Origin of the sequence: Microbacterium hominis, from assembly GCF_013282805.1 — a bacterium.
In the GTDB taxonomy this organism is placed as follows: domain Bacteria; phylum Actinomycetota; class Actinomycetes; order Actinomycetales; family Microbacteriaceae; genus Microbacterium; species Microbacterium hominis_B.
In genome coordinates, this window is record NZ_CP054038.1 from 630,497 (window position 1) to 653,967 (window position 23,471).

A 23,471-nucleotide genomic window follows, 5' to 3' on the forward strand; every position below is an offset into this window, starting at 1 on the left:
GCGAAGATGACGCAAAACGGACGAATCGTCTGATCGGTCGTGCGACGCACGAGACGCTCCCGACCGTGCGCGAGGTCATCGCGCTGGACCAGGTCGTGGAGGGTGTGCCCGAGGTGCTGGTCGGTGACGGCGCGCTCGAGACACGCGTGCGCTGGCTGCACGTCTCCGACAGTGCGGGCGTCGCGCGCCTGCTCGACGGAGGGGAGCTCCTGCTCTCGACGGGATCGGCGTGGCCCGCCGAACCCGCAGAGCTTCGCCGCTTCATCGCGGAGCTGGTCGACGCAGGTCTTGCCGGGCTCGTGCTCGAACTCGGGACCCATTACCGCTACGTGCCCGCGGTCGTCCACGACGCCGCCGTCGAGTTCGGGCTGGCCCTGATCGTGCTGCACCGCGAGGTGAAGTTCGTCGCCCTCACCGAGGCGGTCCATCGCCACATCATCGCCGGTCAGACCGACGCTCTGCGCGCTCGCGACGAAGTGCGTGAGCGGTTCACCGCGCTCGCCCTGCGCGGCGCACCGGCGGACTTCATCGTGCACCAGCTGGCGCAGACCCTCGCGGCGCCGGTGATCCTGGAGAACCTCGCCCACGAGGTGGTCGCTGCCGAGGTCCCGCTCGCGCTCGACGAGGAGCTCTTCCACGAATGGGAGCTCCGCTCGCGCTCGGCCCATCGCCGCGCGCAGCAGCGTCACGAGCGCGGGGTGGCGCCCACCGCCGAGGACTGGCGCATCGTTCCGGTCGAGGCGCGCGGCATCCGCTGGGGGAACCTCATCGCCCTGCCCGGGCCCGCCCACCCCGCCGGCCGCACCGCCGTGCTCGAGCAGGCTGCCATCGCCCTCGCCGTCGGGCGGCTGGCCGACGGCGACGCCGATGAATGGGGCCGGATCGGCAGGCGACGCCTCGTCGACGGGCTGCTGAGCGGGCGATTCGCCGGAATCGCCGGCGCCGCCGCACGGCTGGAAGCCGCCGGCATCCCGTTGCACAACGCGACCCTCCACGGACTCGTGCTCACCGGGGCCGCAGCGCCGGCCGACGTGGTCGAGGCGGCGGCACGCGCCCTGCAGGGCCGCGTGCTGGTGGGATCGGCCCCCGAAGGCGTCACCGCACCCGCGGCCACGATCCTGCTCTCACTCCCTGCCCGAGCGACGTTCGACGACGACGCGGCCCGCGCCTTCGCGCGTGCGGTGCTCGATGGCTCCACCGACCCCGACCGCGTGACGCTGTCGGTGGGCCGCGCAGCCGACGACGTCGACGCGGCGCTGCTGTCGCTGCACGAGGCCGTCGACCTGGCGCGCGGCCGCGGCCGCCGCGGCGGACGCGGGCCGCACCTGCGCCGTGTGGAAGCGCGCCCGCTCGTTCAGCTCGTCACCGCGCTGCGCGATGACCATCGCGTGCTCGAGCACGGCGAACGCATGCTGGCGCCGCTCATCGTGCACGACCTCCAGCGCTCGGGCGACCTGCTCGACGTGCTGGAGGCGATGCTCGCCCATCCCGGAAACCGCACGGCCGCGGCATCCGCCTCGCATCTGTCCCGGTCGGTGTTCTACCAGCGCATCGCCCTCATCGAGGAACTGCTGGGCGTCGACCTCGACGACGGCGAGACGCAGACCGCACTGCACATCGCGCTGCTCGTGCGGCGCGCCTCAGGCCGCTGAGTCGGCGAGCGCAGCGGCGCCGGCCGGTACGGCGGTGCGGAACGCGGCGCGCACTTCGTCGTGGGGGAGCGCGTAGCTGACGTGATCCTCACGTCCCGCCATGTCCTCGGCGGCGACGAGCGCGTTGAGGACCGCTTCTTCGACCGCCTGCACGGTGGCCGTGTAGAACGGGTCGATGCGGCCCCACGGCACGAACGAGAGGGAGTCCAGCTCGCGGGCCTCATCCATGCGCGAGACCAGCGCGCCGGTGTTCGCCGTCGAGAAGGCGAGGAAGATGTCGCCGGAGAAGTGGCTGCCGGTCGTGCCGGTGCGGGCCAGGCCCAGCGGAACCCGGCGGGCCAGCGCCGCGCACTGCCCGGGCAGCAGCGGAGCATCGGTGCCGATGACGACGATCACGCTTCCGGCGCCCGGCACGGAGCGCGCGCGCTCCCCGTCGCGGAGGAACCACGCGATGTCCTCGATCGGCGCGGGCGCGGCCGAATCGGGGCCGAGTCGCCTCCCCGCCACCGACAGCTCCTCGCGCGACCCGAAGTTCGCCTGCACGAATGCGCCGACGACATAGCTCGAATCGCCGTAGGGCACGACGCGGGAGGAGGTGCCCGAGCCGCCCTTGAAGCTGTAGCAGTTCATGCCGGTGCCCCCGCCGACGTTGCCCTCGGCGACAGGCCCGGAACGGGCGGCATCCAGCGCGGCGATCGCGTGGCCGCTCGTGACGTGGTCTCCGTTGATCTGGTTGAGGTACCCGTCCCACGTCTCGGCGACCACGGGCAGCATCCACTGAGCGGAGATCTCGGGGTGGTGGCGGTCCATCCACTGGTCGACCCCGCGGTGCACGGCGCCGACGGCGTGGGAGTTCGTGATCGCGATGGGGGTCGAGAAGGAGCCGGCCTCGTCGATCCACGCGCGCCCGGTCATCTCGCCGTTGCCGTTGAAGGAGGACGTGCCTGCGGCACACGGGATGCCGGCCCCGGCGCGACCGCGGGGGAGGATCGCCGTGACGCCGGTGCGGGCGACGCGCTCCGCTCCCGGCTCGCCGTCGATGAGCGTCGTGTACCCGATCTCCACCCCGGGAACGTCGGTGAGGGCGTTGTGGGGGCCGGGGGTGCCGTCGAGCGGAATCCCGAGATCGCGGGCGCGGGGGCGGGTCTCGCTCACGGCGTACTCCTCTTCTTTGAACAAGTGTCACGATTTGGGTGTTGGCAACATAACACCTCTTGACGAACAGGGACAGATGCACTTTGAATGACTGTTCAGAAACGCTCAGCGATCCGGGAGGACACATGACAACGTCGACCAAGGGCGTGCTCGACGCCACCACGACAGGGACGACGCTCGCGTCGGGACGCCTCAGGGTGTGGGACATCGTCTTCTTCGTCGTCTCCGCGGCCGCGCCGCTCACCGTCGTCGTCAGCGCAGCGCCGGCCGCCTTCCGCCTCGGCGGCATCGGCGCCCCCGGAGCGATGATCTTCGCCGCCGTGGTGCTCATCCTCTTCGCACTCGGGTTCACGGCCATGTCGACGCACGTGCGCAACGCCGGCGCGTTCTACGCGTACGTCGGCAAGGGCCTCGGCAAGCCCGCGGGCATCGGCATCGCCTTCGTGACGGTGCTCGCCTACGCCGTGCTCGCGATCGCCTTCTACGGCTTCATCGGCTTCTTCGCGCAGCTCACCGCCGTCAACCTGCTCGGCCTCGACGTGCCGTGGTGGGTGTGGGCGCTCGCCTCGGTCGGGGTGGTCGCGCTGCTCGGCGCCCGCAAGATCGACGTCGGAGCCAAGGTGCTGGCCGTGCTGCTGGGCGCCGAGGTGCTCATCCTCCTCATCCTCACGGTCGCGATCCTCATCACCGGTGGCCCGGAGCCCGCCAGCGCCCTCCCGTTCTCTCCGGCCGCCGTGTTCGGCGCCCCGGGCGTGGCCGCCCTCATCGTGATCGCCTTCGGCGCCTTCCTCGGATTCGAGGGCACCGCGATCTACGCGGAGGAGGCTCATCGCCCGGAGAAGACGGTGCCGCGCGCCACCTACATCGCTGTCGCGTTCCTCGGCGTGTTCTACGCGTTCACGTTCTGGATCCTCACCTACGCCTTCGGCATCGACGGCGTCCTCGCGCTCGCGCAGTCCGACGACTTCACCGAGATGGTGTTCATCGCCGGCGACCAGTACCTCGGCGCATGGGCCGGAGTGGCGATGCAGGTCCTCATCGTGACGAGCTTCTTCGCCTGCGTGCTCGCGTTCCACAACGCCACGAGCCGCTACCTCTTCTCGCTCGGCCGCGAGGGTCTGCTGCCGCGGGCGCTCGCCCGCACCGGTCAGGCGACCGGTTCGCCGTACGTCGCGAGCTTCGCCATGGCCGCGCTCGCGGCCCTCGCCGTCGTGGTCGCCGCCGTGCTGGGCGCCGATCCGTACCTGCAGCTGGCGATCTGGACCTACGCCGTGGGCGTGGCGGGTGTCATCTTCGCGCAGGCCGTCGCCGCCATCTCGGCCGTCGCGTTCTTCGCGAAGGACCGCCGAGGGCACAGCGTGTGGCGGGTCATCGTCGCCCCCGCGTTCGGCGCGCTCGGACTCATCGTGGCGTTCTGCCTCGTGACGGCGAACTTCGAGATCGTCTCCGGCTTCACCGGGCCGATCAACTGGCTGCTCCTGCTGCCCACGCCCGTGCTGTTCGTGGCCGGTATCGTGGTGGGATTCGTGCTGCGCCGGCGTGCGCCCAAGACCTACGAGGGTCTCACGCAGTCGATCCCGATCATCGAAGAGGAGCCGTCGCAGCCGTGAGCCCGTCGTCCCGCCACCCGCAGCGCAAGGCGGCGCTCATCGCCGCCGCGCGGCGGGTGGCGGCCGAGCGCGGCCTCGCGCAGACCAACGTCCGCGCCGTCGCCGCCGAAGCCGACGTGAGCGCCGGCAGCGTCATCTACTACTTCCCGACCTTCGACGAACTCATCTACTCCAGCGTCGAGGCCGTGCTGGAGGAGTTCTCCGAGAGCCGACTGCGCGCCTCGCAGGTCGCCGCCGACCCGGTCGATCGCATGCGGATCCTGATCGACCTCGGCATCCCCGACGAGATCACCGACGAACTGCGCATCGTCTACGAATCCATCTCGCTCATGCGCGAGAAGCCGCATTACCGGCCCCTCATGCGCTCGATCGTCGAGCGGCAGGTCATGCTCTACCGCACGACCATCGAGCTCGGCACGGGCCTCGGTGCTTTCCGGCCCACGCGCGATCCGGCGGAGATCGCCGGCAACATCGTGGCCCTCGAGGACTCCTTCGACTATTACCCGCTCTTCGGGTACGCCCTCGATCGGGAGGCGTGCCGACGAGCCGTGCGCGCGTACGCGTCGCTGGCCCTCGACTGCGAGATCGAGCCCACTCAGGGCGCGATGTAGACCTTCCGCAGGGTTTCGCGCACGGTCCAGACCGTGCGCATGCCTGCCGCCAGGCGCACGACCGATCCGGCCGACAGCTCGATCGCCGGCAGCGCCGGCTGCGTGAATTCCACGGTGGCGTCGCCGGCGATCACGACGAACAGCTCCTCCGCCTCGACGTCGCGCATGGCGCCCTCGGTCATCTCCCACACGCCCACCTCGGCACCGGCGAGTTCGCCGATGGCGACGAAGCCCGTCGTGGGCCCGTTCTCGGCGACCTGGTCGCCGGCGACCGGTTCGTGGTGGATGCGCAGGGTGGCGGCATCCACCACCCGGCCCGGCTCCAGGGTCATGAGTCGAACCCCAGTCCGACGGCGTCCAGCGTCTTCAGGAGCAGGTTGCGCCGGCCGCCGTTGTGGTCGGCGCGATCCAGCGACCAGCGCGTGGCGTTGATGCCGATCGCCGCGGCGGGCTCGGGCGGGAACGGCAGCGGACGCTTGCGCACCATCTCGAGCTCGGTGCGCTCGGTCTTCTCGCCCGCGAGCAGGTCGAGCATCACCTCGCCCGCGAAGCGCGCGGCGCCCACGCCGAGCCCCGTGAATCCGGCCGCGTAGGCGACCCGGCCGCCGCGCGCCGTGCCGAAGAACGCGCAGAACTGCGTGGACGTGTCGATCGCGCCGGCCCAGCGGTGCGTGAAGGTCAGCCCCTCCAGCTGCGGGAACGTCGTGAAGAAATGGCTCGCGAGCTTCTCCCACGACTCCGGGCGATCCTCGTACTGCGCGCGCACCCGGCGCCCGTAGTGGTAGACCGCGTCGTACCCGCCGAAGAGGATGCGACCATCCTGCGTGGGCCGGTAGTAATGGAACTGGTTGGCCATGTCGCCGATGCCCTGGCGGTCGCGCCAGCCGACGGCATCCCATTGCTCCGCAGTCAGCGGCTCGGTCATGAGCACGTAGTCGTACACCGGCACCGTCATGAGGCGGTTGCGCTTGAGCAGCGACGGGAACACGTTGGTCGCCAGCACCACGCGATCGGCGATCAGCGCACCCTCCGCGGTCGTGACGCGCACCTGCGCCCCGGAGGTGTCGAGCCCCGTGACCCGGGAGTGCTCGTAGACCGTCGCGCCGCGCTCCTCCGCGGCCCGCGCGAGCCCCGCGGCCAGTCGCGCCGGATGCAGGATCGCGTTGTTGCGTCGGTGCCACACGGCGCCGAGATACGTGGGAGATGCGATGGATGCCTGCACCTCGGCCTCGTCGAGGAAGACGCTGTCGGGGCCGGCGTGCTCCATCTCCTCGCGCAGCCATTCCAGCTGGTGCGGCTCGACCGCGACATCCAGCTCGCCGACGCGCTCGAACTGGGCGTCGACGCCCCACTCGGCAAGGTCGGCCTCGAACGCGTCGAGGTTCTCCATGCCGAGTCGCTCGAGCGTGTCGATCTCGTCGGGCCAGCGGCTGAGGCCGTTGTCGTAGCCGTGGGTGATGCTCGCCTCGCAGAAGCCGCCGTTGCGGCCCGAGGCCGCCCAGCCGACGGTGGCCGCTTCGACGATCGCCACGCGCAGACCGGGGTCGCGGCGCAGCGCCAGCATCGCCGTCCACAGCCCGGTGTAGCCGGCGCCGACGACGACGAGGTCGGCGGTCTGCTCCCCGGAGAGGGCGGGACGGTCGGGGGTGAGGTCGGCGGGGAGGTCGTCGAGCCAGAACACGCCGTGGCGGGCGTCGGTGAGGCTGTGCGCGATGGTGGTGGATGCCGGACGGAGACGTTCGAAAACCGTGGTGCCCACGGCTATCACTTCCTTTGTGGATGGGGGTGTGGCTTGATCCTGGTGCCTCGCGGTGGCCGAGATCAGGTGATCCGCCGGAAACAGGACGGATCGGCTGGGGATCGTCCTGCCTCGGGCAGATCACCTGATCTCGGCAAGGGGGCGCGAGGGCGGAGGGGGGTGAGGTGGCAGGGGCGGGACCGGGGCCGGGCTTGCAGGGTGCCGGGGCTGGCAGGGTGCCGGGGCGGCCAGGGCCGGATGGATGCCGCGGCTCAGGAGTCGTCGGCGGCGAAGACCCGCTCGCCCTCGACGAAGGTCTGCAGCACACGGGTCGCGCCGATCTGGTCGGCGGGGCCCGCGAACGGATCGCGGTCGAGCACGGCGAGGTCGGCGAACTTGCCGACCTCGACCGTTCCGGTGACCTCGTCGAGGTGGTTCACCCACGCGGAGCCGGCGGTGTAGGCCGTGAGCGAGGTCGCCAGATCGATCGCCTGCTCGGGCAGGAAGGGGTCGTACTCGCCCTCCTCATGCCCGGGCGCGGCGGTGCGGTTCACCGCGGTGTGGATCGCCGCCAGGGGGTCGGGCGTAGAGACCGACCAGTCCGAACCGGCCGCGAGCACGGCGCCCGCGCGCAGCAGGTCGCCGAACGGGTACTGCCACGCGCTGCGCGGGGCGCCCAGGAACGGGAGGGTCAGCTCCACCATCTGGGGCTCGAGCGTCGCCCAGTAGGACTGCATGTTGGCGGCCACGCCGAGCTGCCGGAAGCGGGGGACGTCGTCGGGGTGCACGACCTGGATGTGCGCGATGTGGTGGCGGTTGTCGCGGCGCCCGCCGTTGCGGGCGATCGCGCGCTCGACGGCATCCAGGCATTCGCGCACCGCACGGTCGCCGATCGCGTGGAAGTGCACCTGGAAGCCGGCCTCGTCCAGCAGCGGCACGGCCTCGTTCAGGATCTCGGGCGCGACGAAGGAGATGCCGGAGTTGTCGGTGAAGTGCCCGTGGCCGTCGCCGTAGGGCTCGAGCATCGACGCGGTGAAGTTCTCGGCCACACCGTCCTGCATCACCTTGATGCTCGTCGCCGCGAACCGCCCGCCGCGGTACCGGTCGCGCCGCTCGAGCAGCGCGGGGATCTGCTCGAGGCCCTGGGTGCGGTCCCACCACAGCGCGCCGACCACGCGCGCCGTGAGGGTGCCGTCGGCGGCGGCCTTGAGGTACGCGGGACCGGGGTCGCCGGCATCCCCGTACGCCCCGACGATCGCGTCCTGCCAGGCCGTGATGCCGAACGAGTGCAGGTAGCGCTGGCCGACCAGCAGCGCCTCGGTGAGCCGGTCGAGCGGCTCCTCGGGCAGCAGCCGGTTCACGAGGCCCATCGCACCTTCGTGCAGGGTGCCGGACGGGTTGCCGGCCGCATCGCGCTCGATGCGGCCGTCGGCGGGGTCGGGGGTGTCGCGGTCGATTCCCGCCAGCCGCAGCGCGGCGGAGTTGACCCACGCCCCGTGGCCGTCCCGGTTCGGGAGGAACGCGGGCCGGTCGGCGACGACGGTGTCGAGCGCCGCGGCGGTGGGGGTCCCGCCGGGGAACGCCGACATCTGCCACCCGCCGCCGAGCACCCAGGCGTCATCCGGGTGGGATGCCGCGTAACGGCCGATCTCGTCGAGATACTCCGCGGCGCTCGAGAGGGCCGACAGGTCGCAGCGCAGCATGTCGAGCCCGCCCCACACCGGGTGCACGTGGGCGTCCTGGAATCCGGGCACGAGCATCCGGCCGCGCAGGTCGACGACCTCCGTGCGGGGGCCGACGAGCTCGCGCACGTCGTCGCCTCCGACGGCCACGATGCGGCCGCCGCGGACGGCGACGGCGGTCGCGCGCGAGCGGACGGTGTTCGCGGTGAACACCGGCCCGCCCGCGAAGACGAGATCAGCGTGTGCCATGGTGCCGGCTCAGCCGCCCGTCATGGTGCGCGCGATCTCGGTCGCCGAGTCGCCGGCGCGCTTGAGCACCAGGGCGACCAGCGCGAGCGCGACGAGCGTGAGCAGCAGCATCACGGTCGACACGGCGGCGATCTCGGGCCGCATGCCCGAACGCACGGCGCTGAGGACGTACACCGGCCACGGCGTGGTGCCCGACACCTGCACGAACGCGGCGATGACCGTGTTGTCGAGGCTCAGGGTGAACGCGAGCAGGAAGCCGGCCAGCACCGCCGGCAGCGCGAGCGGAAGCGTGACCTTCAGGAAGGTCGCGATCGGGTTCGCGTACAGGTCGCCGGAAGCCTCTTCGAGGTTCGCGTCCTGGCCGATCAGGCGCGCGCGGACGATGTACGACACCACGGCGGTCGCGAACAGCGACGAGCCGACGGAGAGGCGCACGAGGCCGTCGTTGAACATCGTCAGCCCCGCGTCCTGGCCGAGGAACACCATCCACGGCAGCAGCGCCACGGCGTCGACGATCTCGGGCGTCACCGACACGAACAGGAGCAGACCCAGGAACCACCACGTCCACTTGCCGGGGTGGCGTGCCATGGCGATGCCCGCGAGGGTGCCGAGAGCCGTGGCGATGATCGCCGCGAAGAAGGCGGTGATCAGCGACACGCGCACAGCGTTCTGGATCGCCGGCTTCTCGAGGATCGTCGCGAAGGCGTCGAACCCGAAACCGTCCCACGCGATCAGCAGGCGGCCGCTGTTGAACGAGTAGATGACGATCACGATGATCGGCGCGAACAGGAACAGCAGGACCAGCACGCCCCACACGTTGAGGGCGATGTCCGACCACGACTTGGGGGACCGCGCGCGGCGGACCTTGGTGCCGGTGTCGATCTCCTCGATGCGGGCGATCGCCTCGGTCTTCGTGATGGTCACGATGCCACCTCCGCGGGGCCTGGGTCGATGCGGTCTGCGCGGGTGCCTCGGCATCGGCCACGGGGCCGAGGACCAGGCGGTTGCGCGTGCGGAACGGCAGCGCGATCAGCCAGATGACCAGGGCCGCCACTCCGATCGTGAGCGTGATGGTGAGCATGAGCACGACCGCCATCGCCGAGCCCAGCGCCCAGTTCTGCGCCGTCTGGAACTGCGCGGCGACCAGCTGGCCGACCATGTTGCCCTTTGCCCCGCCGAGGACCGTCGCGGTGATGTAGTCGCCCATCAGGGGGATGAACACCAGCAGCACGCCCGCGATGATGCCCGGCTGCGACAGGGGCAGGGTCACCCGGAAGAAGGTGACGATCTTGCCCGCGCCGAGGTCCTTCGACGCCTCGCGCAGAGCGGGCCCCACGCGGTCGAACGCGACGAACAGGGGCAGCACCATGAGCGGGAGGTAGTTGTACACCACGCCCAGAAGCACCGCCTCGCGGGTGTAGAGCAGGTCGATCGGCCCGCCCAGCACCGGGCTCAGGAACTGGGACACCGCGCCCTCGGGCGACAGGATGATCTGCCAGCCGATGGTGCGCACGAGGAAGTTCGTCCAGAACGGGATGAGCACGAGGGCGATGAGGATGCCGCGGCGCTCGGGCCGGACCTTGAACGCCATCCAGTACGCCACCGGCGCTCCCACCAGGAAGCACAGCACCGTTCCGGCCAGGCCCACCCACAGGGTGTTCTGGAACGTCGTGAAGAACGTGGGCGAGAGCGCCTCGGCGTACCGGTCGAACGAGAGGATGTCGTTCGCGTGCGTGCCGAAGATGCCGGGCTTGTAGCCGAAGCTGAACCACACCACCATCAGCACGGGGGCGACGAAGAACAGCGAGAGCCACGCCCACGCCGGAATGGCGAGCGCGGCTCCCGCGGAGCGCTTAGGCACCAGCGGCGGCCTTCATCTCGGACCAGATCTCCACACGGCGCTGCTGCGTGTCGTTGAGCTCCTGCTCGTTCATCGTCTCGAGCTGCTCGGGGGTGAAGAAGATCATGTCGACGTAGTCGAGGCCGGCCTCGATCGCTGCCGGCTCCATGTCCTTGCCGCCCACGTTGTAGCCGATGTAGTCGAGGTTCGCCGCGAGGCTCTCGGTGCTCAGCGACCAGTTGATGAAGGCGTGCGCGGCCTCGATGTTCTGCGCGCCGGCGGCGATGGCCCAGTTGTCCATCCACAGCTCGGTGCGAGGGCCGGGGAAGACCCACTGCCAGCGCTCGGGCTCGGAGGACTCCTGCAGGCCCAGGCGCGCGTCGCCGTTCCACGCCTGCATGAGCACGTGGGTCCCCTGCGGGATGGCGCTCGAGCCCGGGTAGGAGTCGAAGGCGGCGATGTGGGGCGCGATCTCGTTCACCAGGAAGTCGGCGCACGCGTCGAGCTCGGCCTCGTCGTCGGTGTTCCAGTCCATGTCGTTGGCCCAGAAGTAGGAGCCGATGATGCCGGCGGGGTCGTCCGACATCGCCGTCTTGCCGCTGGCCTCGTTCTGGGCGGCGTCGAAGAAGTCGGCCCACGTGGTGAGCTCGCGGGTGATCACGGTCTTGTCGTAGACGTAGCCGGTGGTGCCCCATGCCTTCACGACGGTGTAGTCGTTCTCCGGGTCCCAGGCGCGGCCGAGGTAGAACGCGTCGAGGTTCGACATGTTCGGGATGAGGTCCTTGTTGAACTTCTCGAGCAGACCGTGCTCGATCATCTGGGGCACGAAAACGCCGGTCGGGACGACGATGTCGTAGCCGGAGGTGCCCTTGGCGGCGATGAGCTTGGCGATGAGCTCCTCGTTCGACGAGTACGAGTCCATCGTGATCTTGGGGCCGAGCTCGGACGTGAACGAGGACATCACCTCGGGCGCGTCGTAGTCGCCCCACGTGTAGACGGAGACGCCGTTCTCGAGCGCGCCTCCGGTGGCCTGGGGGGCGCTCGAGGTGCCGCTGCCGGGGCCGGCGCACGCGGCGAGGAAGGCGGCGCCGCCGGTGAGGGCGGCGAAGCTGAGGAAGCGGCGGCGCGACACTTCGCGCACGATCGCCTGTGCGGTGCCTTCGGGGGCGAGGATGCGCACGGCGTTGCGGGGATCGGTCATCGGGTTCTCCTTCGGGTGGAGCCGGTGGTGGCGGGGTTCGGTTCAGTGAGTGGGCGGTGCGATGTACCCGCCCTGGACGGCGGCGTCGTCCGACGGGAAGAGGAGGACGTGGTGGGCGGACCACGAGCAGCGCACCGTGTCGCCCACGCGCAGCGCGGGGGCGTCGGGCGTGGGGCGGCGCACGATCAGGCTCTGCTCGTCGCCGAGGCGCACCAGGTACTGCATGGTGTCGCCGAGGTGCGAGACGCCGATGAGGCTGCCGCGGGCGGTGTTCGGCTCGGCGCTCTCGGCAGCAGGGTCGTCGGCCTCGATGCGGATGAACTCCGGTCGCACGGCGGCCTCGCCCTGCGCCACGCCGGCGAGCGCGGGCTCGGCGGCGCGCACCAGGGCGTGGGGGGAGGCGACGGCCGAGCCGTCGTCGGTGGCGGCGCCGTGGAAGAAGTTCTGCTGTCCGACGAAGGCCGCGACATATGCCGAAGCGGGGCGCGCATACACGGTGTCGGCGTCGGCGAGCTGCTCGATGCGGCCGGCGCGCATGATCGCGATGCGGTCGCTCATCGACAGTGCCTCGCCCTGGTCGTGCGTGACGAAGACGAAGGTGATGCCCAGACGCGACTGCAGGAGCTTGAGCTCCAGCTGCATCTCCTCGCGCAGCTGGCGGTCGAGGGCGCCCAGCGGCTCGTCGAGCAGCAGCACCGCGGGACGGTTCACAAGGGCGCGGGCCAGCGCCACGCGCTGCTGCTGGCCGCCGGAGAGCTGCGTCGGCTTGCGATCTCCGAACGAGCGCATCTGCACCATGTCGAGGGCCTGCGAGACGCGCTCGCGCACCTCGGACTTGGGTGTGCGGCGCTGCTGCAGCCCGTACGCGACGTTCTCGGCGACCGAGAGGTGCGGGAACAGCGCATACGCCTGGAAGACCGTGTTCACGTCCCGGCGGTACGGGGGGACGTTCAGCACCGAGGTGCCCGAGATGCTGATCTGGCCAGCATCGGGATGCTCGAAGCCTGCGATCATGCGCAGCGTCGTCGTCTTGCCGCAGCCGGACGGGCCGAGGAACGAGATGAACTCGCCCGGCTCGATCGACAGCGACAGATCGTCGACCGCGACCGCCTCGCCGTAGTTCTTGGTGACGCCTTCGAGGCGCACGGCCCCGCGCCCCTCGAGCGTGGCGGTGCCCGCCATCGTGCCTGTCTCGGTCGCCGTGGTCACGTTCGCGGGGCCCTCCTGGTGGTGCCGCGCACCTGTGCGCGGCCGTGGAATCTGTTGCGACATTCAATACATCGGGTACCAGATGATGCAACGTCGCGGGGGCCGAACCGGACGATCCGGGCCGTGCGGGCTCCCGACCTGACATTCCGTCCGACGCCCCGTAACGGCGCGGAAACTCGCGCGTTTCCTCGGCGGCATGTCGTCATGATCCGCATCCGTCGGGTGAGGCGGGACAGATCGTCTGTCCCGGTCACCCCGGGGCGGCCGGCTGACACCGCGGACACCAGAACACGATGCGCTCCCGCGTGGGGTCGGCGCCGAGCGCGCCGCCCAGGATGAGCGTTCCGCATCGGCGGCAGGGCCTGCCCTCGCGGCGGTACACCCACGTGGTCCGCCCGCGCCGGGAATCCCCGGTGAAGGTGCGGTCGGCCCGATCGCGGTTCGCGCGGATCATGCGGGCGCCGAGGTCCACGACGCCCGCCGCGTCGATCGTGTGGGCGGGCGTGGTGGGGTGGATGCCGCGCACGAACAGGATCTCGTTGGCGTACTCGTTGCCGAAGCCGGCGACGTTGCGCTGGTCCTGCAGTGCGACATGGATCGGTCGATGGTCGGAGCCCAGGCGCTGGGCGGCTTCGGCCGGGTCCCAGTCCGGGCCGAGGGGATCGGGCCCGAGATGGCCGACGAGTGCGTCCTCGAGCGCGGTCGGGACGACCGCGATATCGGCGAGGTCGAAGCCGACGGTCTCGCACGAGGTGCCGTCGGGGCGCCGGCCCACGATGACCGCGCGCGCCGTGTGCGCGGGCGCGTGCCAGCGCTCTCCCGGCCGGTACACGTGCCAGGACCCCTCCATCTTGAGGTGGCTGCGCAGGGTGTGCTCGCCGATGCGATGCAGCAGATGCTTGCCGCGGGCTGTCACGTCGCGCACCACCTGCCCGCGCAGATCGACGGTGGCCGCCTGGGGCACCCGCAGTTCGAACCGGGTCACCTCGGAGCCCGAGAGCGCGGCATCCAGGCGTCGCGCCGTGCGGAAGACGGTGTCGCCCTCAGGCACGGGCGATCCCGGAGGCGTTCCCGGGCGACTCAGGCACGGGCCGCCTCCCGGAGGGCGTCGCCGGCGGTGGACTTGCGCAGCGTGAGCCCGCGCGGCGACTCGACGAAGCCGGCCTCGCGCAGGGCGCGGCCGATGCCCGTCCCGAGGACGAACGCGCCGTTGACCTGTTCGATCGTGAGGGTGTCGAGGCGGCGGGTGCGGGCGGTCGCCGCCAGATCCCGGGTCGCCGCGGCGATCATCGCCTCCTCGCCGGTGAACGCGAGTGCGGATTTGCCCCCGCGCTCCAGGTACAGCACCAGGGCGCCGTCGACGAGCACGACCAGGCCCCCGGCCTTGCGCCCGGGGCGGTGGCCGATGCCCTCGAGAGCCGGCCACGGCAGGGCGGCGCCGTAGGGGTTCGCGGGATCGGTGGCGGCGAGGGTCACCGCGCGCAGGGGAGGAGGGTCGGCCAGCGCGGCGAACTCCCGCAGCCGGTCCACCGTGGCCGAGGCGGCGAACTGGGCCGCGCCGAGCTTCTCGATGACATAGCCGCGTCGGCAGTGCCCGGCCTCCTCGAACCCGGAGAGCACCCGGTAGGTCTGCGCGAAGCCGCCCGGGTGCCCCTCGGCCTGCACGGCGCCGCGGGTGACGACCCCGTAGCGGTCGAGCAGCAGCCCGGCCGCGGCCGTGGCGCGCAGCGCGGGGTCGGGATCGGGCGTCGGCAGCAGCGACCAGCGCCCGCCGATCGACGGCGGCCGCGCCGGGGCTGCCGCCGCGACCGCGGCCGCGACGCTCCGCACGGCCGCGCCGCGGTACATCCGCGCCCGCGGCGCGCGCCGCGAGGTGCGGTGCGCCTGGGAGCCGCCGCCGAGGAGGGTGCGCACGGGCGCGAACGTGTCGTTGGTGACCCGGCCCGACCAGGTGAGCCGCCAGAGCGCGTCGATGACGGACTGCTCGTTCTCGGCGCCGACGGCTTGGCGCAGCTGGGCGGCGAAGTAGGCACCGCCACCCTCGAGCGCCGTAACGATCTGCGCGTCGAGGGTGTCGGCGGGCACGGCGTCGGCCTCATCGGCCTCGCGCAGCGTGAGGGCGACCGCGTCGGCCGGATGCAGGGCGATCCACCCGTCCCGTCCCGGCAGGCCGCCGTGTCCCGACCAGACGACCTCGCCGGTCGAGGTCAGCTCGTCGAGCATCCCGGGCGCGTAGTCGGAGACCCGCGCGGGCAGCACGAGCGACTCCCAGGCGCTCGCGGGGATCGGCACCCCCGCGAGCTGCTCGATGACCGCGGCGACGCCGTCGACCCCTTCGAGCGGCCTCGTCACGTGCTGCCACGTGGGCAGGAACCGCGCGAACGCCTGCGGCGGCACCGGTTCGACGCTGCCGCGGATCGCCGCCAGCGATCGCATGCGCAGGCGCCGGAGCACCTCCGCGTCGCACCATTCCGTCTCGTCGGCGGAGGACTCGCCGGCGCGCGCGGCGAGCTCCGCGGGGAGGAAGAACCCGCTCGCGAGGCGCCCCTGCGACTCGAGCCGCTGCAGGGTGAGCCGGGCCACGGCCACGCCGATGCCGAGGCGCTCGGCGATCGCCGCGGCCCGGAACGGCCCGTGCGTGCGGGCGTGACGGGCGACGAGGTCGCCGAGCGGATCGGCGACCGGCTCGAGGAACGCGGTCGGGATGCCGACCGGCAGCGGGACGCCGAGGGCATCGCGCAGTCGCCCGGCGTCTTCGATCGCCGCGACGCGGGCCGCGCCCGCGATCGTGACCGGGATCGCCCGGCGCGCGGCGACCAGCGTCTCGAGATGCGTCGCGGCGGGGGACCCCGCGGATGCGTCCTCGCCGTCGGCGGGCTCCAGGCGCTCCGCGACTTCTGCGGCATCCAGCGGTCCGAGCAGGCGCAGCAGATCGGCGGCGCCCTCGACGCCGCGCACCCGGCGATCGGGCGCGAGCCGCTGCGCCTCGCGTTCGAACTGCGCGATCACGTCGGGGTCGAGGAGCTCGCGCATCTCCACCTTGCCGAGCAGCTCGCTGAGCAGAGCGGGATCGACCGAGAGCGCGGCCGCCCGCCGCTCGGCCAGGGGGGAGTCGCCCTCGTACATGAACGCGCCGACATACCCGAACAGCAGGTCGCGGGCGAACGGCGAGGGCTGTGCGGGCTCGGTCTCGATCAGACGGATGCGCCGTTCGCCGATCCCGCGCATGAGCCGCAACAGGGCGGGCACGTCGTAGACGTCCTGCAGCACCTCGCGCAGCGTCTCCAGGATGATCGGGAACGTCGGGTAGCGGCGCGCCACCTCCAGCAGCTGCGCCGAGCGCTGCCGCTGCTGCCACAGCGGGGTGCGTCGCCCCGGGGTGCGCCGGGGCATCAGCAGCGCGCGCGCCGCGCACTCGCGGAACCGCGAGGCGAACAGCGCGGAACCGCCCACCTCGTCGGTGACCAGCTGCTCGAGCTCGGCCGGATCGAACACGAACAGGTCCGCCCCCGGCGGCTCGGCCGTGGCGTCGGGGATCCGCGCGATGATGCCGTCGTCGCTGGCCACGGCCGACCCCTCGACCCCGAGACGCTCCCGGATCCGCGCGTTCACAGCGAGCGCCCACGGAGCGTGCACCGGCATGCCGTACGGAGAATGCAGGATCACGCGCCAGTCGCCGACTTCGTCGCGACCCCTCTCGACCGTGAGCTGACGATCGGTCGGCAGGGTGCCGGTCGCCTCGCGCTGCTCGGCGAGGTAGGCGAGGAGGTTGCCCTGCGCGGAGGCATCGAGACCGGCGGCATCCAGCCGGTCGCCCGCCTTCTCGGGACCGGCAGCCGACACCTCGCGGCTGAACCTGCCGAGCGCCTCGCCGAGTTCCGCCGGGCGCCCGATGCCGTCGCCGTGCCAGAAGGGCACCTTGCCGGGCTGGCCGAACGCCGGCACGACGTTCACGCGGTCGTGGGTGATCTCGGTGATGCGCCAGCTGGTCGTGCCGAGCGTGAACACATCGTTCACGCGCGACTCGTAGACCATCTCCTCGTCGAGCTCGCCCACCCGGGCGTTCTGCGACTCTCCGGCGACGAAGACGCCGAACAGCCCGCGGTCGGGGATGGTCCCCCCGCTCGTGACGGCGATGCGCTGGGAGCCCGGGCGGCCGGTGAGCACGCCGAGGTCGCGATCCCAGACCACGCGCGGGCGCAGCTCGGCGAACTCGTCCGACGGGAAGCGGCCGGCGAGCAGGTCGAGCGTCGCCTCGTAGGCCGACCGCGGCAGCGAGCGGAACGGCGCGCTGCGCTTGAGCGTCTCGTACCAGCCCTCGACGTCGAGCGGGGCGAGGGCGGAGGCGGCGACCGTCTGCTGGGCGAGGATGTCGAGCGGGTTCTGCGGGATCGCGATCGCCTCGATCTGCCCGGCGAGCATGCGCTCGGTGACGATGGCCGTGTGGAGCACGTCGCCGCGGTGCTTGGGGAACAGGGCCGCGCGGCTCACCTCGCCCACCTGGTGGCCGGCCCGGCCGATGCGCTGCAGACCCGATGCCGCGCTGGGCGGCGCCTCGACCTGGATCACGAGGTCGACGGCGCCCATGTCGATGCCGAGCTCGAGGCTCGAGGTGGCCACGACGCAGCGCAGCACGCCGGATTTCAGCTCCTCCTCGACCTGCGCGCGCTGCTCCTTCGACACCGACCCGTGGTGCGCCTTCGCGAGAACCGGGTCGGCGCCCGCCGTCGCGCCCGCCTGCGCCATCATGGCCGCGGGCGGCGCACCGGGCGCGGGCACGCCGATGCCGAGGCGCTCGCTGTAGATCTCGTTGAGGCGCCCCGTCAGCCGTTCGGCCAGACGCCGCGAATTGCAGAAGACGATGGTCGACCGGTGCTGCACGATGCGGTCGACGATGGCCTCCTCGACGTGCGGCCACACCGAGCCCGTCATCTCGGAGGACTCGGCACGCGGCGTGCCCGCCGAGCCGTCGGCGAACCAGTCCTCGTCGATCGTCGGCTCGCTCTCGAGGTCATCGACCGTGCGCGTCTCGCGCGGCGGCGTGTCTTTCGCGTCCGCCGCGGCGCCCGGTGCCGGCGGCGGATTGAGCATGTCGTCGATCGGCACGACGACCTTCATGTCGAACGCCTTCGTCGCGCGGGGCGCCACGATCTCCACCGGCGCCGCCCCGCCCAGGAACCGCGCCACTTCGTCGATCGGGCGCACGGTCGCAGACAGGCCGATGCGCTGGGCGGGCGCCGCATCCGGGGCGAAGGACCGGCGCAGTTCGTCGAGACGCTCGAGGCTCACCGCGAGGTGGGCGCCGCGCTTGGTGGCGGCCACGGCGTGCACCTCGTCGACGATGACCGTGTGCACGTCGCGCAGGGTGTCGCCGGCCCGGCTGGTGAGCATGAGGTACAGCGACTCGGGCGTCGTGATGAGGATGTCGGGCGGAGCCTGCACGAGCTTGCGGCGATCGCTCGAGGTCGTGTCGCCCGAGCGCACTCCGACGGTCACCTCGGGCACGACGACCCCGAGCCGCCGCGCCGACTGGCCGATGCCGACCAGCGGCGAGCGCAGATTCCGCTCGACATCGACGCCGAGTGCCTTCAGCGGCGAGATGTAGAGGATGCCGGTGCCCGCGGCATCCACCGACCTGCGGCCCTTCGCCGGAGCGGTGGGCACCGCCTTGGTGTGGAAGACGCGGTCGATGGCCCAGAGGAACGCCGAGAGCGTCTTGCCCGAGCCGGTGGGCGCGACCACGAGCGCGTGCTTGCCGGCGGAGATGGCCTGCCAGGCGCCGACCTGCGCGTCGGTGGGGCGGGGGAACGCGCCGCGGAACCAGTCCTGCGTGGCAGGACCGAATCGTTCCAGAACATCGCCCACCCCACCATCTTGCTCGTCCCCGCCGACATCGGGCCAGACCGCAGGGCGCACGGTCGCGTAGGCTCGGTGGGTCCCCCGACGTCGTCACACAGGAATCCGATGGAGCCGACCCGTTCGAGCGCGCCGGTGACTCCCCCGCCGCCCGCGCGATCCGACGATCCCGCGCCCGCGTCGCCCGCGTCGCCCGCGTCGCCCGCGTGGCTCGCGTGGCTGCGCACGCGGCGCGTGCGCGCCTTCGGCCTGGGCGCCCTGTGCGGCGCGCTGGCCCTGTCGCTGGTCGTGGTCGTCTCGATGATCATCGCCACTCCGCGCGACGGAGCGCTGCTTCCGGGCGAGCCCGCCCCGGCCGCCGACGTGCGCACCTCGCCGCGGCCGACGCCCTCCGAGGCGCCCGCCGGCGCGGGGCGCCCGACGCCGTCGCCGCGCCCTCCCACCGACGCTGCGCCCGACGACACGGCCCCCGGGCAGGTGGAGCCGACGCGGACCACCACCCCGACACCCACGCCGACGCCGACCCCCACGCCGACCTCGGGCCCGATCGCGACGCCCACCCCGACCCCTGCTCCCGAGGAGGACGGGCAGGAGCGACCGGGCAACAGCGGCAGCGCCCCCGGCCACACCAAGGGACCCAAGGTCCCCTGACGGGCCGCCCGGCCGGAGGCCGGGCCGCCCGGCCGGAGGCGCCGCGCGCTCATCGCGCCGTGAGGGTGCCGCCCGGCCCGAGTTCGAGCACCAGATCCATGCCGACGCGCTCGAGGAATGCGTCGTCGTGGCTCACGATCAGCACCGCGCCGCGATAGGCCGACAGGGCTGACACCAACTGTTCGGCGGTGTCGATGTCGAGGTTGTTCGTCGGCTCGTCGAGCACCAGCAGCTGCGGCGGCGGGTCGGCCAGCAGCAGCCGCGACAGCGCGACGCGGAAGCGCTCGCCGCCCGAGAGCGTCGCCACCGGCCGCTCGACCGCGGCGCCCCGGATGAGGAACCGCGCGAGCCGGTTGCGCAGCTCGGCGCTGCCGACTCCGGGAGCGGCGGCGGCGACGTTCTCCAGCACCGACGCGTGCTCGTCGAGCCCGTCCATCCGCTGCGGCAGGTACCCGACCCGGTCGGTGTGCAGCTGCGACCCGGAGTGCGTGCCCCGCCCGACCAGGGCCTCCAGCAGCGTGGTCTTGCCGACACCGTTGGGTCCCACGACGGCCACGCGCTCGGCGCCCTGCACCACCCACGAGCGATCCCCGTCGCCGAGGGTCAGGATGCGCCGCCCGGCCGCCACACCGGGGTCGGGCAGGTCGATGCGCACGTCGTCGTCGTCGCGCACCCGCCGCTCCGCGGCATCCAGCGCCGTCCGGGCCGCAGCCTCGCGCTCGGCCTTCTCGCCGCGCAGCTTGCCGGCTGACACCTGCGCGGCACGCTTGCGGCCGCCCGCGACGATCCCCGGTACCCGCTTCTCGAGCTGCGCCTTGCGCCCCATCGCCGCGCGCCGGGCGATCGTGGTCTCGGCCTCGATGCGCTCGCGCTTCTCGCGCCGCACGACCTGACGCGCCGCCCGCTCGGCGTCACGCGCGGCGTCCTGCTCGGCATCCAGCCACGCGCGCCACTGCGAGTACGGTCCTCCGAACACCGACAGGAGGGAGCCGTAGAGCTCGGCGGTGTCATCCATCTCCTCCAGCAGCGCCAGGTCGTGGCTCACGACCACCAGCGCCCCCCGCCAGGCGCGCACCATGGCGTGGAGGCGGGCGCGCGCGTCGCGGTCGAGGTTGTTGGTCGGCTCGTCCAGCAGCGCGATGGGCGCTCCGCGCAGCCGGATGCCGGCGATCGCGGTCAGCACCGCCTCGCCGCCGGAGAGCTCGCCGACCCGGCGGTCGAGCATGCCGGGAGCGAGCCCGGCCTCGGCGAGAGCCGCGTGGGAGCGCGCTTCGACGTCCCAGTCGGAGCCGATCGCGTCGAAGTGCGCCGGGTCGGGGTCGCCGGCTTCGATCGCGCGCACCGCGCGCAGGGCCGCGCCGACGCCCAGAAGATCGGCGACGGGGCGATCGACATCGAGCGTGAGCCGCTGGGGCAGGTACGCCACCTCGGCGGTGGTCGCGACGTGCCCCGCCGACGGCGCCAGTTCGCCGGCGACGAGCCGCAGCAGGGTCGACTTGCCGGCGCCGTTGCGGCCGACCAGGCCCGTGCGTCCCGCTCCGAAGGCGCCGGAGACGCCGTCGAGGGCCACGGACCCGTCGGGCCAGGCGAAGCGCACGCGGTCGAGGGTGATGGAGGGGGTGAGGGTGTGTGCAGGCATGAGGCCTCCTTGCGTCAGGGGTGCGCTGACGGGCGAGGAGGGCGGCTGCCTCGGGGGCGCCGCGGCGGGATGCCGCAGACGACGGAACGGCCGAGGAAGGGGCCCGGATCGACGGTCAGCGCGAGGGATGTGCGCGACCGTCGGGATCGACGGATCAGCGCGATATCAGAGCGCGGTCGCGTCGATCTTCTTCAAGGGAGTTCCTCACCTGGGGGACAGGGCCGCCGTCATCTTACGCCATCGGCGGTCGAGAGCGCGTCGAGCTGCTTGCCCAGGAACGCGACGACATCGGCGAGCTCTGGCTCCGAGACGCTGTGGGTGAGCCCGGGGTACACCCGTCCGCTCAGCTCGACCCGCGACGGAAGCCATTCGGTGGTGTGATCGACGAGGAACTCCGGGATCACGTCGTCGTGCGTGCCGCGCCCCCAGAAGACGGGCGGCTTCACCTCGGCGAGCGCGGCGTCGCCCTCGAGCGCGCCCGGAGTCGCGTAGCCCGACAGGTTCACCGCGTACGCGAAGCGCGTCGGCGCGAGCCGCAGCGCCTGGAGCGAGACCGCGCCGCCCTGCGAGAAGCCGAGGAGGCCGATGGATGCCGCTCCCGTCGCGTGCGCGTCGACCCAGTCGATCATCGCCTGCGCGGCGGCCGTCACGTGCGAGGGGTCGCGGCCGTCGAGGCCGTCGATCGGGTACCAGGAGCGCCCGGGTGCGGGCCACGGCGGGGTGAGCGGCGCCGCGAGCGCCGCGACCACCAGCGGCGCGGGCAGATACGAGCGCAGCCCGTACAGGTCGTGCTCGTCGGCCCCGTAGCCGTGCAGCAGGAGGAGGAGGTGGCGTCCGTCGAGCGCATGGCGATCGTCGGACCACAGGACGGCGTCGGAATCGAGGACGAGGGCTTCCGGCATCCCCTCATCCTGCCACCGCCCTCCGACAGGCGGCTGGGCACCGACACGGCCGGGTCAGACCCGGATGGGGAAGGTCAGCAGGATGACGATGCCCACGACCGAGACCACGACCGCGAGGCCGAGGAGCGTGCGCCCCACCCACGTCTTCACGTCGCGCTGCGACATGGCCGTGAGGAACAGCACGAGGGCGAACAGCACCGTCAGGAGCGAGTAGTTGTCGCCGCGCTGGTTGTTGTCGAGCGCCTCCTGGAACTTCGCGTCGGCGCGGGCGGACAGCGCGGCCGCCTCCTCGGCGCCCGGCGGCACGTACTCCTCGCGGGCGAACGGGCCGTTCTCGACCATGCCGTCGTCGACCCACGCGTCGAAGGCGACGGCGAAGTGCGGCGTGAAGCGGTCCTCGATGTAATCGGCGAGGCCCGAGCGCTCGTCGGCGGTGGCCACCACCCACTGGGCGTAGATGGTGAGGTCGAACTGCTCGGCGGACTGCGCCTCGCTCTGGGCGGCGGTGGCCTGGATGCGGGCGGAGGATGCCTCGCTGAACGCGATCGACATCTCGCCGCCCCACTTCGAGGACTGGAAGCCGCACCAGGCGGTGAGCACGGCGATGATGGACAGCACGAACACGCCGACGATGTCCTGGATGCGGCTGATGCGCTCCTGCGTCTGGTCACCCATGCGAACGACCCCCCTGTTCAGATCTGACGCAAGCGTACTGTCGCGTCGGGGCCGCGTCGCGCGGCATCCCGATCCCGCCCGAGGAAGGGGTATACAGGAGGCATGGCCGTGCGCACCCCCGATCCCGAACCGGCCGGCGACGAGCCCTTCGGCCCGCCGCCGGGGAACGTGTCGAATCCAGGCTGGCTCAGCGACATCGAACTCGCCGAGTCGCGCCGCCGCCTGCCCATGCTCTACGTGGAGGGCATCCCGGTGCGCACCGACGGCATGGGGCAGGTCACCGAGGTCGGCATCCTTCTGCGCGCGACCCCGCTCGGCGAGATCACCCGCACGATCGTGTCGGGTCGCGTGCGCTACGGCGAGACGGTGCGCGACGCGCTGTTCCGCCACCTCGAGAACGACCTCGGGCCGATGGCGTTCCCGCTCCTGCCGCCCCAGCCGCTGCCGTTCACCGTGGCCGAGTACTTCCCGCTGCCGGGAATGAGCGCGTTCCACGACGACCGTCAGCACGCCGTCTCGCTCGCGTTCGTCGTTCCCGTGACCGGCACCTGCGAGCCCCGCCAGGACGCGCTGGAGGTCACCTGGCTCAAGCCCGAGGAAGCGGCCTCCGACGCGCTCGCGGCCGAGATGGAGGGCGGACGCGGCACGCTGGTGCGCATGGCGCTGGCGAGCGTGGGCGCTCTGCGCTGATCGTCGTGGGCGCGCGGCGCTGATCCGGGTTATCTTTCTGGTACCCCGAATCGCGGCATCCCCCCTTGCCGCTGCCACTTTCACGCGCGCGTGAAGAAGCGAGATCCCCTC

The 23,471-nt window shown here is 72.2% G+C and carries 18 protein-coding genes and 1 pseudogene; 6 read left to right on the plus strand and 13 right to left on the minus strand.

Translation table 11 applies throughout. The features are described 5' to 3' along the window. Positions 1–65 precede the first annotated feature (65 nt). Entirely contained in the window at positions 66–1,652 is a 1,587-nt protein-coding gene (locus HQM25_RS02750) for a PucR family transcriptional regulator (RefSeq protein WP_172988859.1), read from the plus strand. Here HQM25_RS02750 and HQM25_RS02755 read toward each other — a convergent pair. After that, positions 1,641–2,807 (minus strand): DmpA family aminopeptidase, encoded by a 1,167-nt coding sequence (locus HQM25_RS02755; protein WP_172988860.1) that lies wholly within the window; start codon positions 2,805–2,807, stop codon positions 1,641–1,643. The genes HQM25_RS02750 and HQM25_RS02755 overlap by 12 nt on opposite strands. A 125-nt stretch (positions 2,808–2,932) precedes the next feature. Here HQM25_RS02755 and HQM25_RS02760 point away from each other — a divergent pair, with 125 nt between their 5' ends. Next, positions 2,933–4,417, plus strand: a complete 1,485-nt coding sequence (locus HQM25_RS02760) for an APC family permease (protein ID WP_172988861.1) — start codon at positions 2,933–2,935, stop codon at positions 4,415–4,417. Then, positions 4,414–5,028, plus strand: coding sequence for a TetR/AcrR family transcriptional regulator (locus HQM25_RS02765; RefSeq protein WP_172988862.1), 615 nt, complete (start codon positions 4,414–4,416; stop codon positions 5,026–5,028). Before HQM25_RS02760 ends, HQM25_RS02765 begins: the two co-directional genes overlap by 4 nt. Here the strand turns inward: HQM25_RS02765 and HQM25_RS02770 are convergent. The 4 genes from HQM25_RS02770 to HQM25_RS02785 form a co-directional block, all read right to left on the minus strand. Further along, positions 5,013–5,360: a cupin domain-containing protein gene (locus HQM25_RS02770; protein ID WP_172988863.1), complete on the minus strand. Its 348-nt coding sequence runs from the start codon at positions 5,358–5,360 to the stop codon at positions 5,013–5,015. The genes HQM25_RS02765 and HQM25_RS02770 overlap by 16 nt on opposite strands. Beyond that, entirely contained in the window at positions 5,357–6,787 is a 1,431-nt protein-coding gene (locus HQM25_RS02775) for an NAD(P)/FAD-dependent oxidoreductase (protein ID WP_172988864.1), read from the minus strand. The genes HQM25_RS02770 and HQM25_RS02775 overlap by 4 nt, the downstream gene beginning before the upstream one ends. 251 nt (positions 6,788–7,038) lie before the next feature. After that, complete coding sequence (locus HQM25_RS02780; RefSeq protein WP_172988865.1) at positions 7,039–8,697, minus strand: amidohydrolase; 1,659 nt, start codon at positions 8,695–8,697, stop codon at positions 7,039–7,041. Between the two features lie 9 nt (positions 8,698–8,706). After that, positions 8,707–9,621, minus strand: a complete 915-nt coding sequence (locus tag HQM25_RS02785; RefSeq protein ID WP_367948291.1) for an ABC transporter permease — start codon at positions 9,619–9,621, stop codon at positions 8,707–8,709. A gap of 86 nt (positions 9,622–9,707) precedes the next feature. On the opposite strand from HQM25_RS02785, the gene HQM25_RS18005 reads away from it, so the two are divergent. Continuing rightward, a complete protein-coding gene (locus HQM25_RS18005) occupies positions 9,708–9,896 on the plus strand; it encodes a hypothetical protein (protein ID WP_367948292.1) in 189 nt (62 codons plus the stop codon). Here the strand turns inward: HQM25_RS18005 and HQM25_RS02790 are convergent. The 5 genes and pseudogenes from HQM25_RS02790 to HQM25_RS02810 all read right to left on the minus strand — a co-directional run. Beyond that, positions 9,815–10,477: pseudogene (locus tag HQM25_RS02790) on the minus strand (ABC transporter permease); the annotation flags it as partial. The gene HQM25_RS18005 and the pseudogene HQM25_RS02790 sit on opposite strands and share 82 nt — an antisense overlap. A 73-nt stretch (positions 10,478–10,550) precedes the next feature. Then, on the minus strand, positions 10,551–11,738 hold the full coding sequence (locus HQM25_RS02795; protein WP_172988867.1) for an extracellular solute-binding protein: 1,188 nt from the start codon (positions 11,736–11,738) through the stop codon (positions 10,551–10,553). Between the two features lie 42 nt (positions 11,739–11,780). Further along, entirely contained in the window at positions 11,781–12,947 is a 1,167-nt protein-coding gene (locus HQM25_RS02800) for an ABC transporter ATP-binding protein (protein WP_254359522.1), read from the minus strand. A 250-nt stretch (positions 12,948–13,197) separates the two neighbouring features. After that, entirely contained in the window at positions 13,198–13,998 is an 801-nt protein-coding gene (locus HQM25_RS02805; protein WP_172988868.1) for an Fpg/Nei family DNA glycosylase, read from the minus strand. Between the two features lie 29 nt (positions 13,999–14,027). Continuing rightward, positions 14,028–18,812 carry an Lhr family ATP-dependent helicase gene (locus tag HQM25_RS02810; protein WP_172988869.1) on the minus strand — a complete coding sequence of 1,595 codons (4,785 nt, stop codon included), beginning with the start codon at positions 18,810–18,812 and terminating at the stop codon, positions 14,028–14,030. A 99-nt stretch (positions 18,813–18,911) separates the two neighbouring features. On the opposite strand from HQM25_RS02810, the gene HQM25_RS17605 reads away from it, so the two are divergent. Next, positions 18,912–19,454, plus strand: coding sequence for a hypothetical protein (locus HQM25_RS17605; RefSeq protein WP_217275187.1), 543 nt, complete (start codon positions 18,912–18,914; stop codon positions 19,452–19,454). A gap of 49 nt (positions 19,455–19,503) precedes the next feature. Here the strand turns inward: HQM25_RS17605 and HQM25_RS02820 are convergent, their stop codons facing one another. From HQM25_RS02820 to HQM25_RS02830, 3 genes are all read right to left on the minus strand, one after another. Continuing rightward, complete coding sequence (locus HQM25_RS02820; protein ID WP_172988870.1) at positions 19,504–21,093, minus strand: ABC-F family ATP-binding cassette domain-containing protein; 1,590 nt, start codon at positions 21,091–21,093, stop codon at positions 19,504–19,506. 227 nt (positions 21,094–21,320) lie between these two features. Further along, the gene (locus tag HQM25_RS02825) at positions 21,321–21,995 is read right to left on the minus strand and encodes an alpha/beta hydrolase (RefSeq protein WP_172988871.1); all 675 of its coding nucleotides are present in this window, start codon (positions 21,993–21,995) and stop codon (positions 21,321–21,323) included. A 54-nt stretch (positions 21,996–22,049) separates the two neighbouring features. Next, the gene (locus tag HQM25_RS02830) at positions 22,050–22,670 is read right to left on the minus strand and encodes a hypothetical protein (protein WP_172988872.1); all 621 of its coding nucleotides are present in this window, start codon (positions 22,668–22,670) and stop codon (positions 22,050–22,052) included. 102 nt (positions 22,671–22,772) lie between these two features. On the opposite strand from HQM25_RS02830, the gene HQM25_RS02835 reads away from it, so the two are divergent. Next, entirely contained in the window at positions 22,773–23,360 is a 588-nt protein-coding gene (locus tag HQM25_RS02835) for a DUF4916 domain-containing protein (RefSeq protein WP_172988873.1), read from the plus strand. Positions 23,361–23,471 lie beyond the last annotated feature (111 nt).

Coding starts and splice junctions, on each gene's coding strand:
- HQM25_RS02760 (WP_172988861.1), top strand. CDS start 2,933: ATGACAACGTCGACCAAGGGCGTGCTCGACGCCACCACGACAGGGACG.
- HQM25_RS02770 (WP_172988863.1), bottom strand. CDS start 5,360: ATGACCCTGGAGCCGGGCCGGGTGGTGGATGCCGCCACCCTGCGCATC.
- HQM25_RS02780 (WP_172988865.1), bottom strand. CDS start 8,697: ATGGCACACGCTGATCTCGTCTTCGCGGGCGGGCCGGTGTTCACCGCG.
- HQM25_RS02795 (WP_172988867.1), bottom strand. CDS start 11,738: ATGACCGATCCCCGCAACGCCGTGCGCATCCTCGCCCCCGAAGGCACC.
- HQM25_RS17605 (WP_217275187.1), top strand. CDS start 18,912: ATGGAGCCGACCCGTTCGAGCGCGCCGGTGACTCCCCCGCCGCCCGCG.
- HQM25_RS02820 (WP_172988870.1), bottom strand. CDS start 21,093: ATGCCTGCACACACCCTCACCCCCTCCATCACCCTCGACCGCGTGCGC.
- HQM25_RS02825 (WP_172988871.1), bottom strand. CDS start 21,995: ATGCCGGAAGCCCTCGTCCTCGATTCCGACGCCGTCCTGTGGTCCGAC.
- HQM25_RS02830 (WP_172988872.1), bottom strand. CDS start 22,670: ATGGGTGACCAGACGCAGGAGCGCATCAGCCGCATCCAGGACATCGTC.
- HQM25_RS02835 (WP_172988873.1), top strand. CDS start 22,773: ATGGCCGTGCGCACCCCCGATCCCGAACCGGCCGGCGACGAGCCCTTC.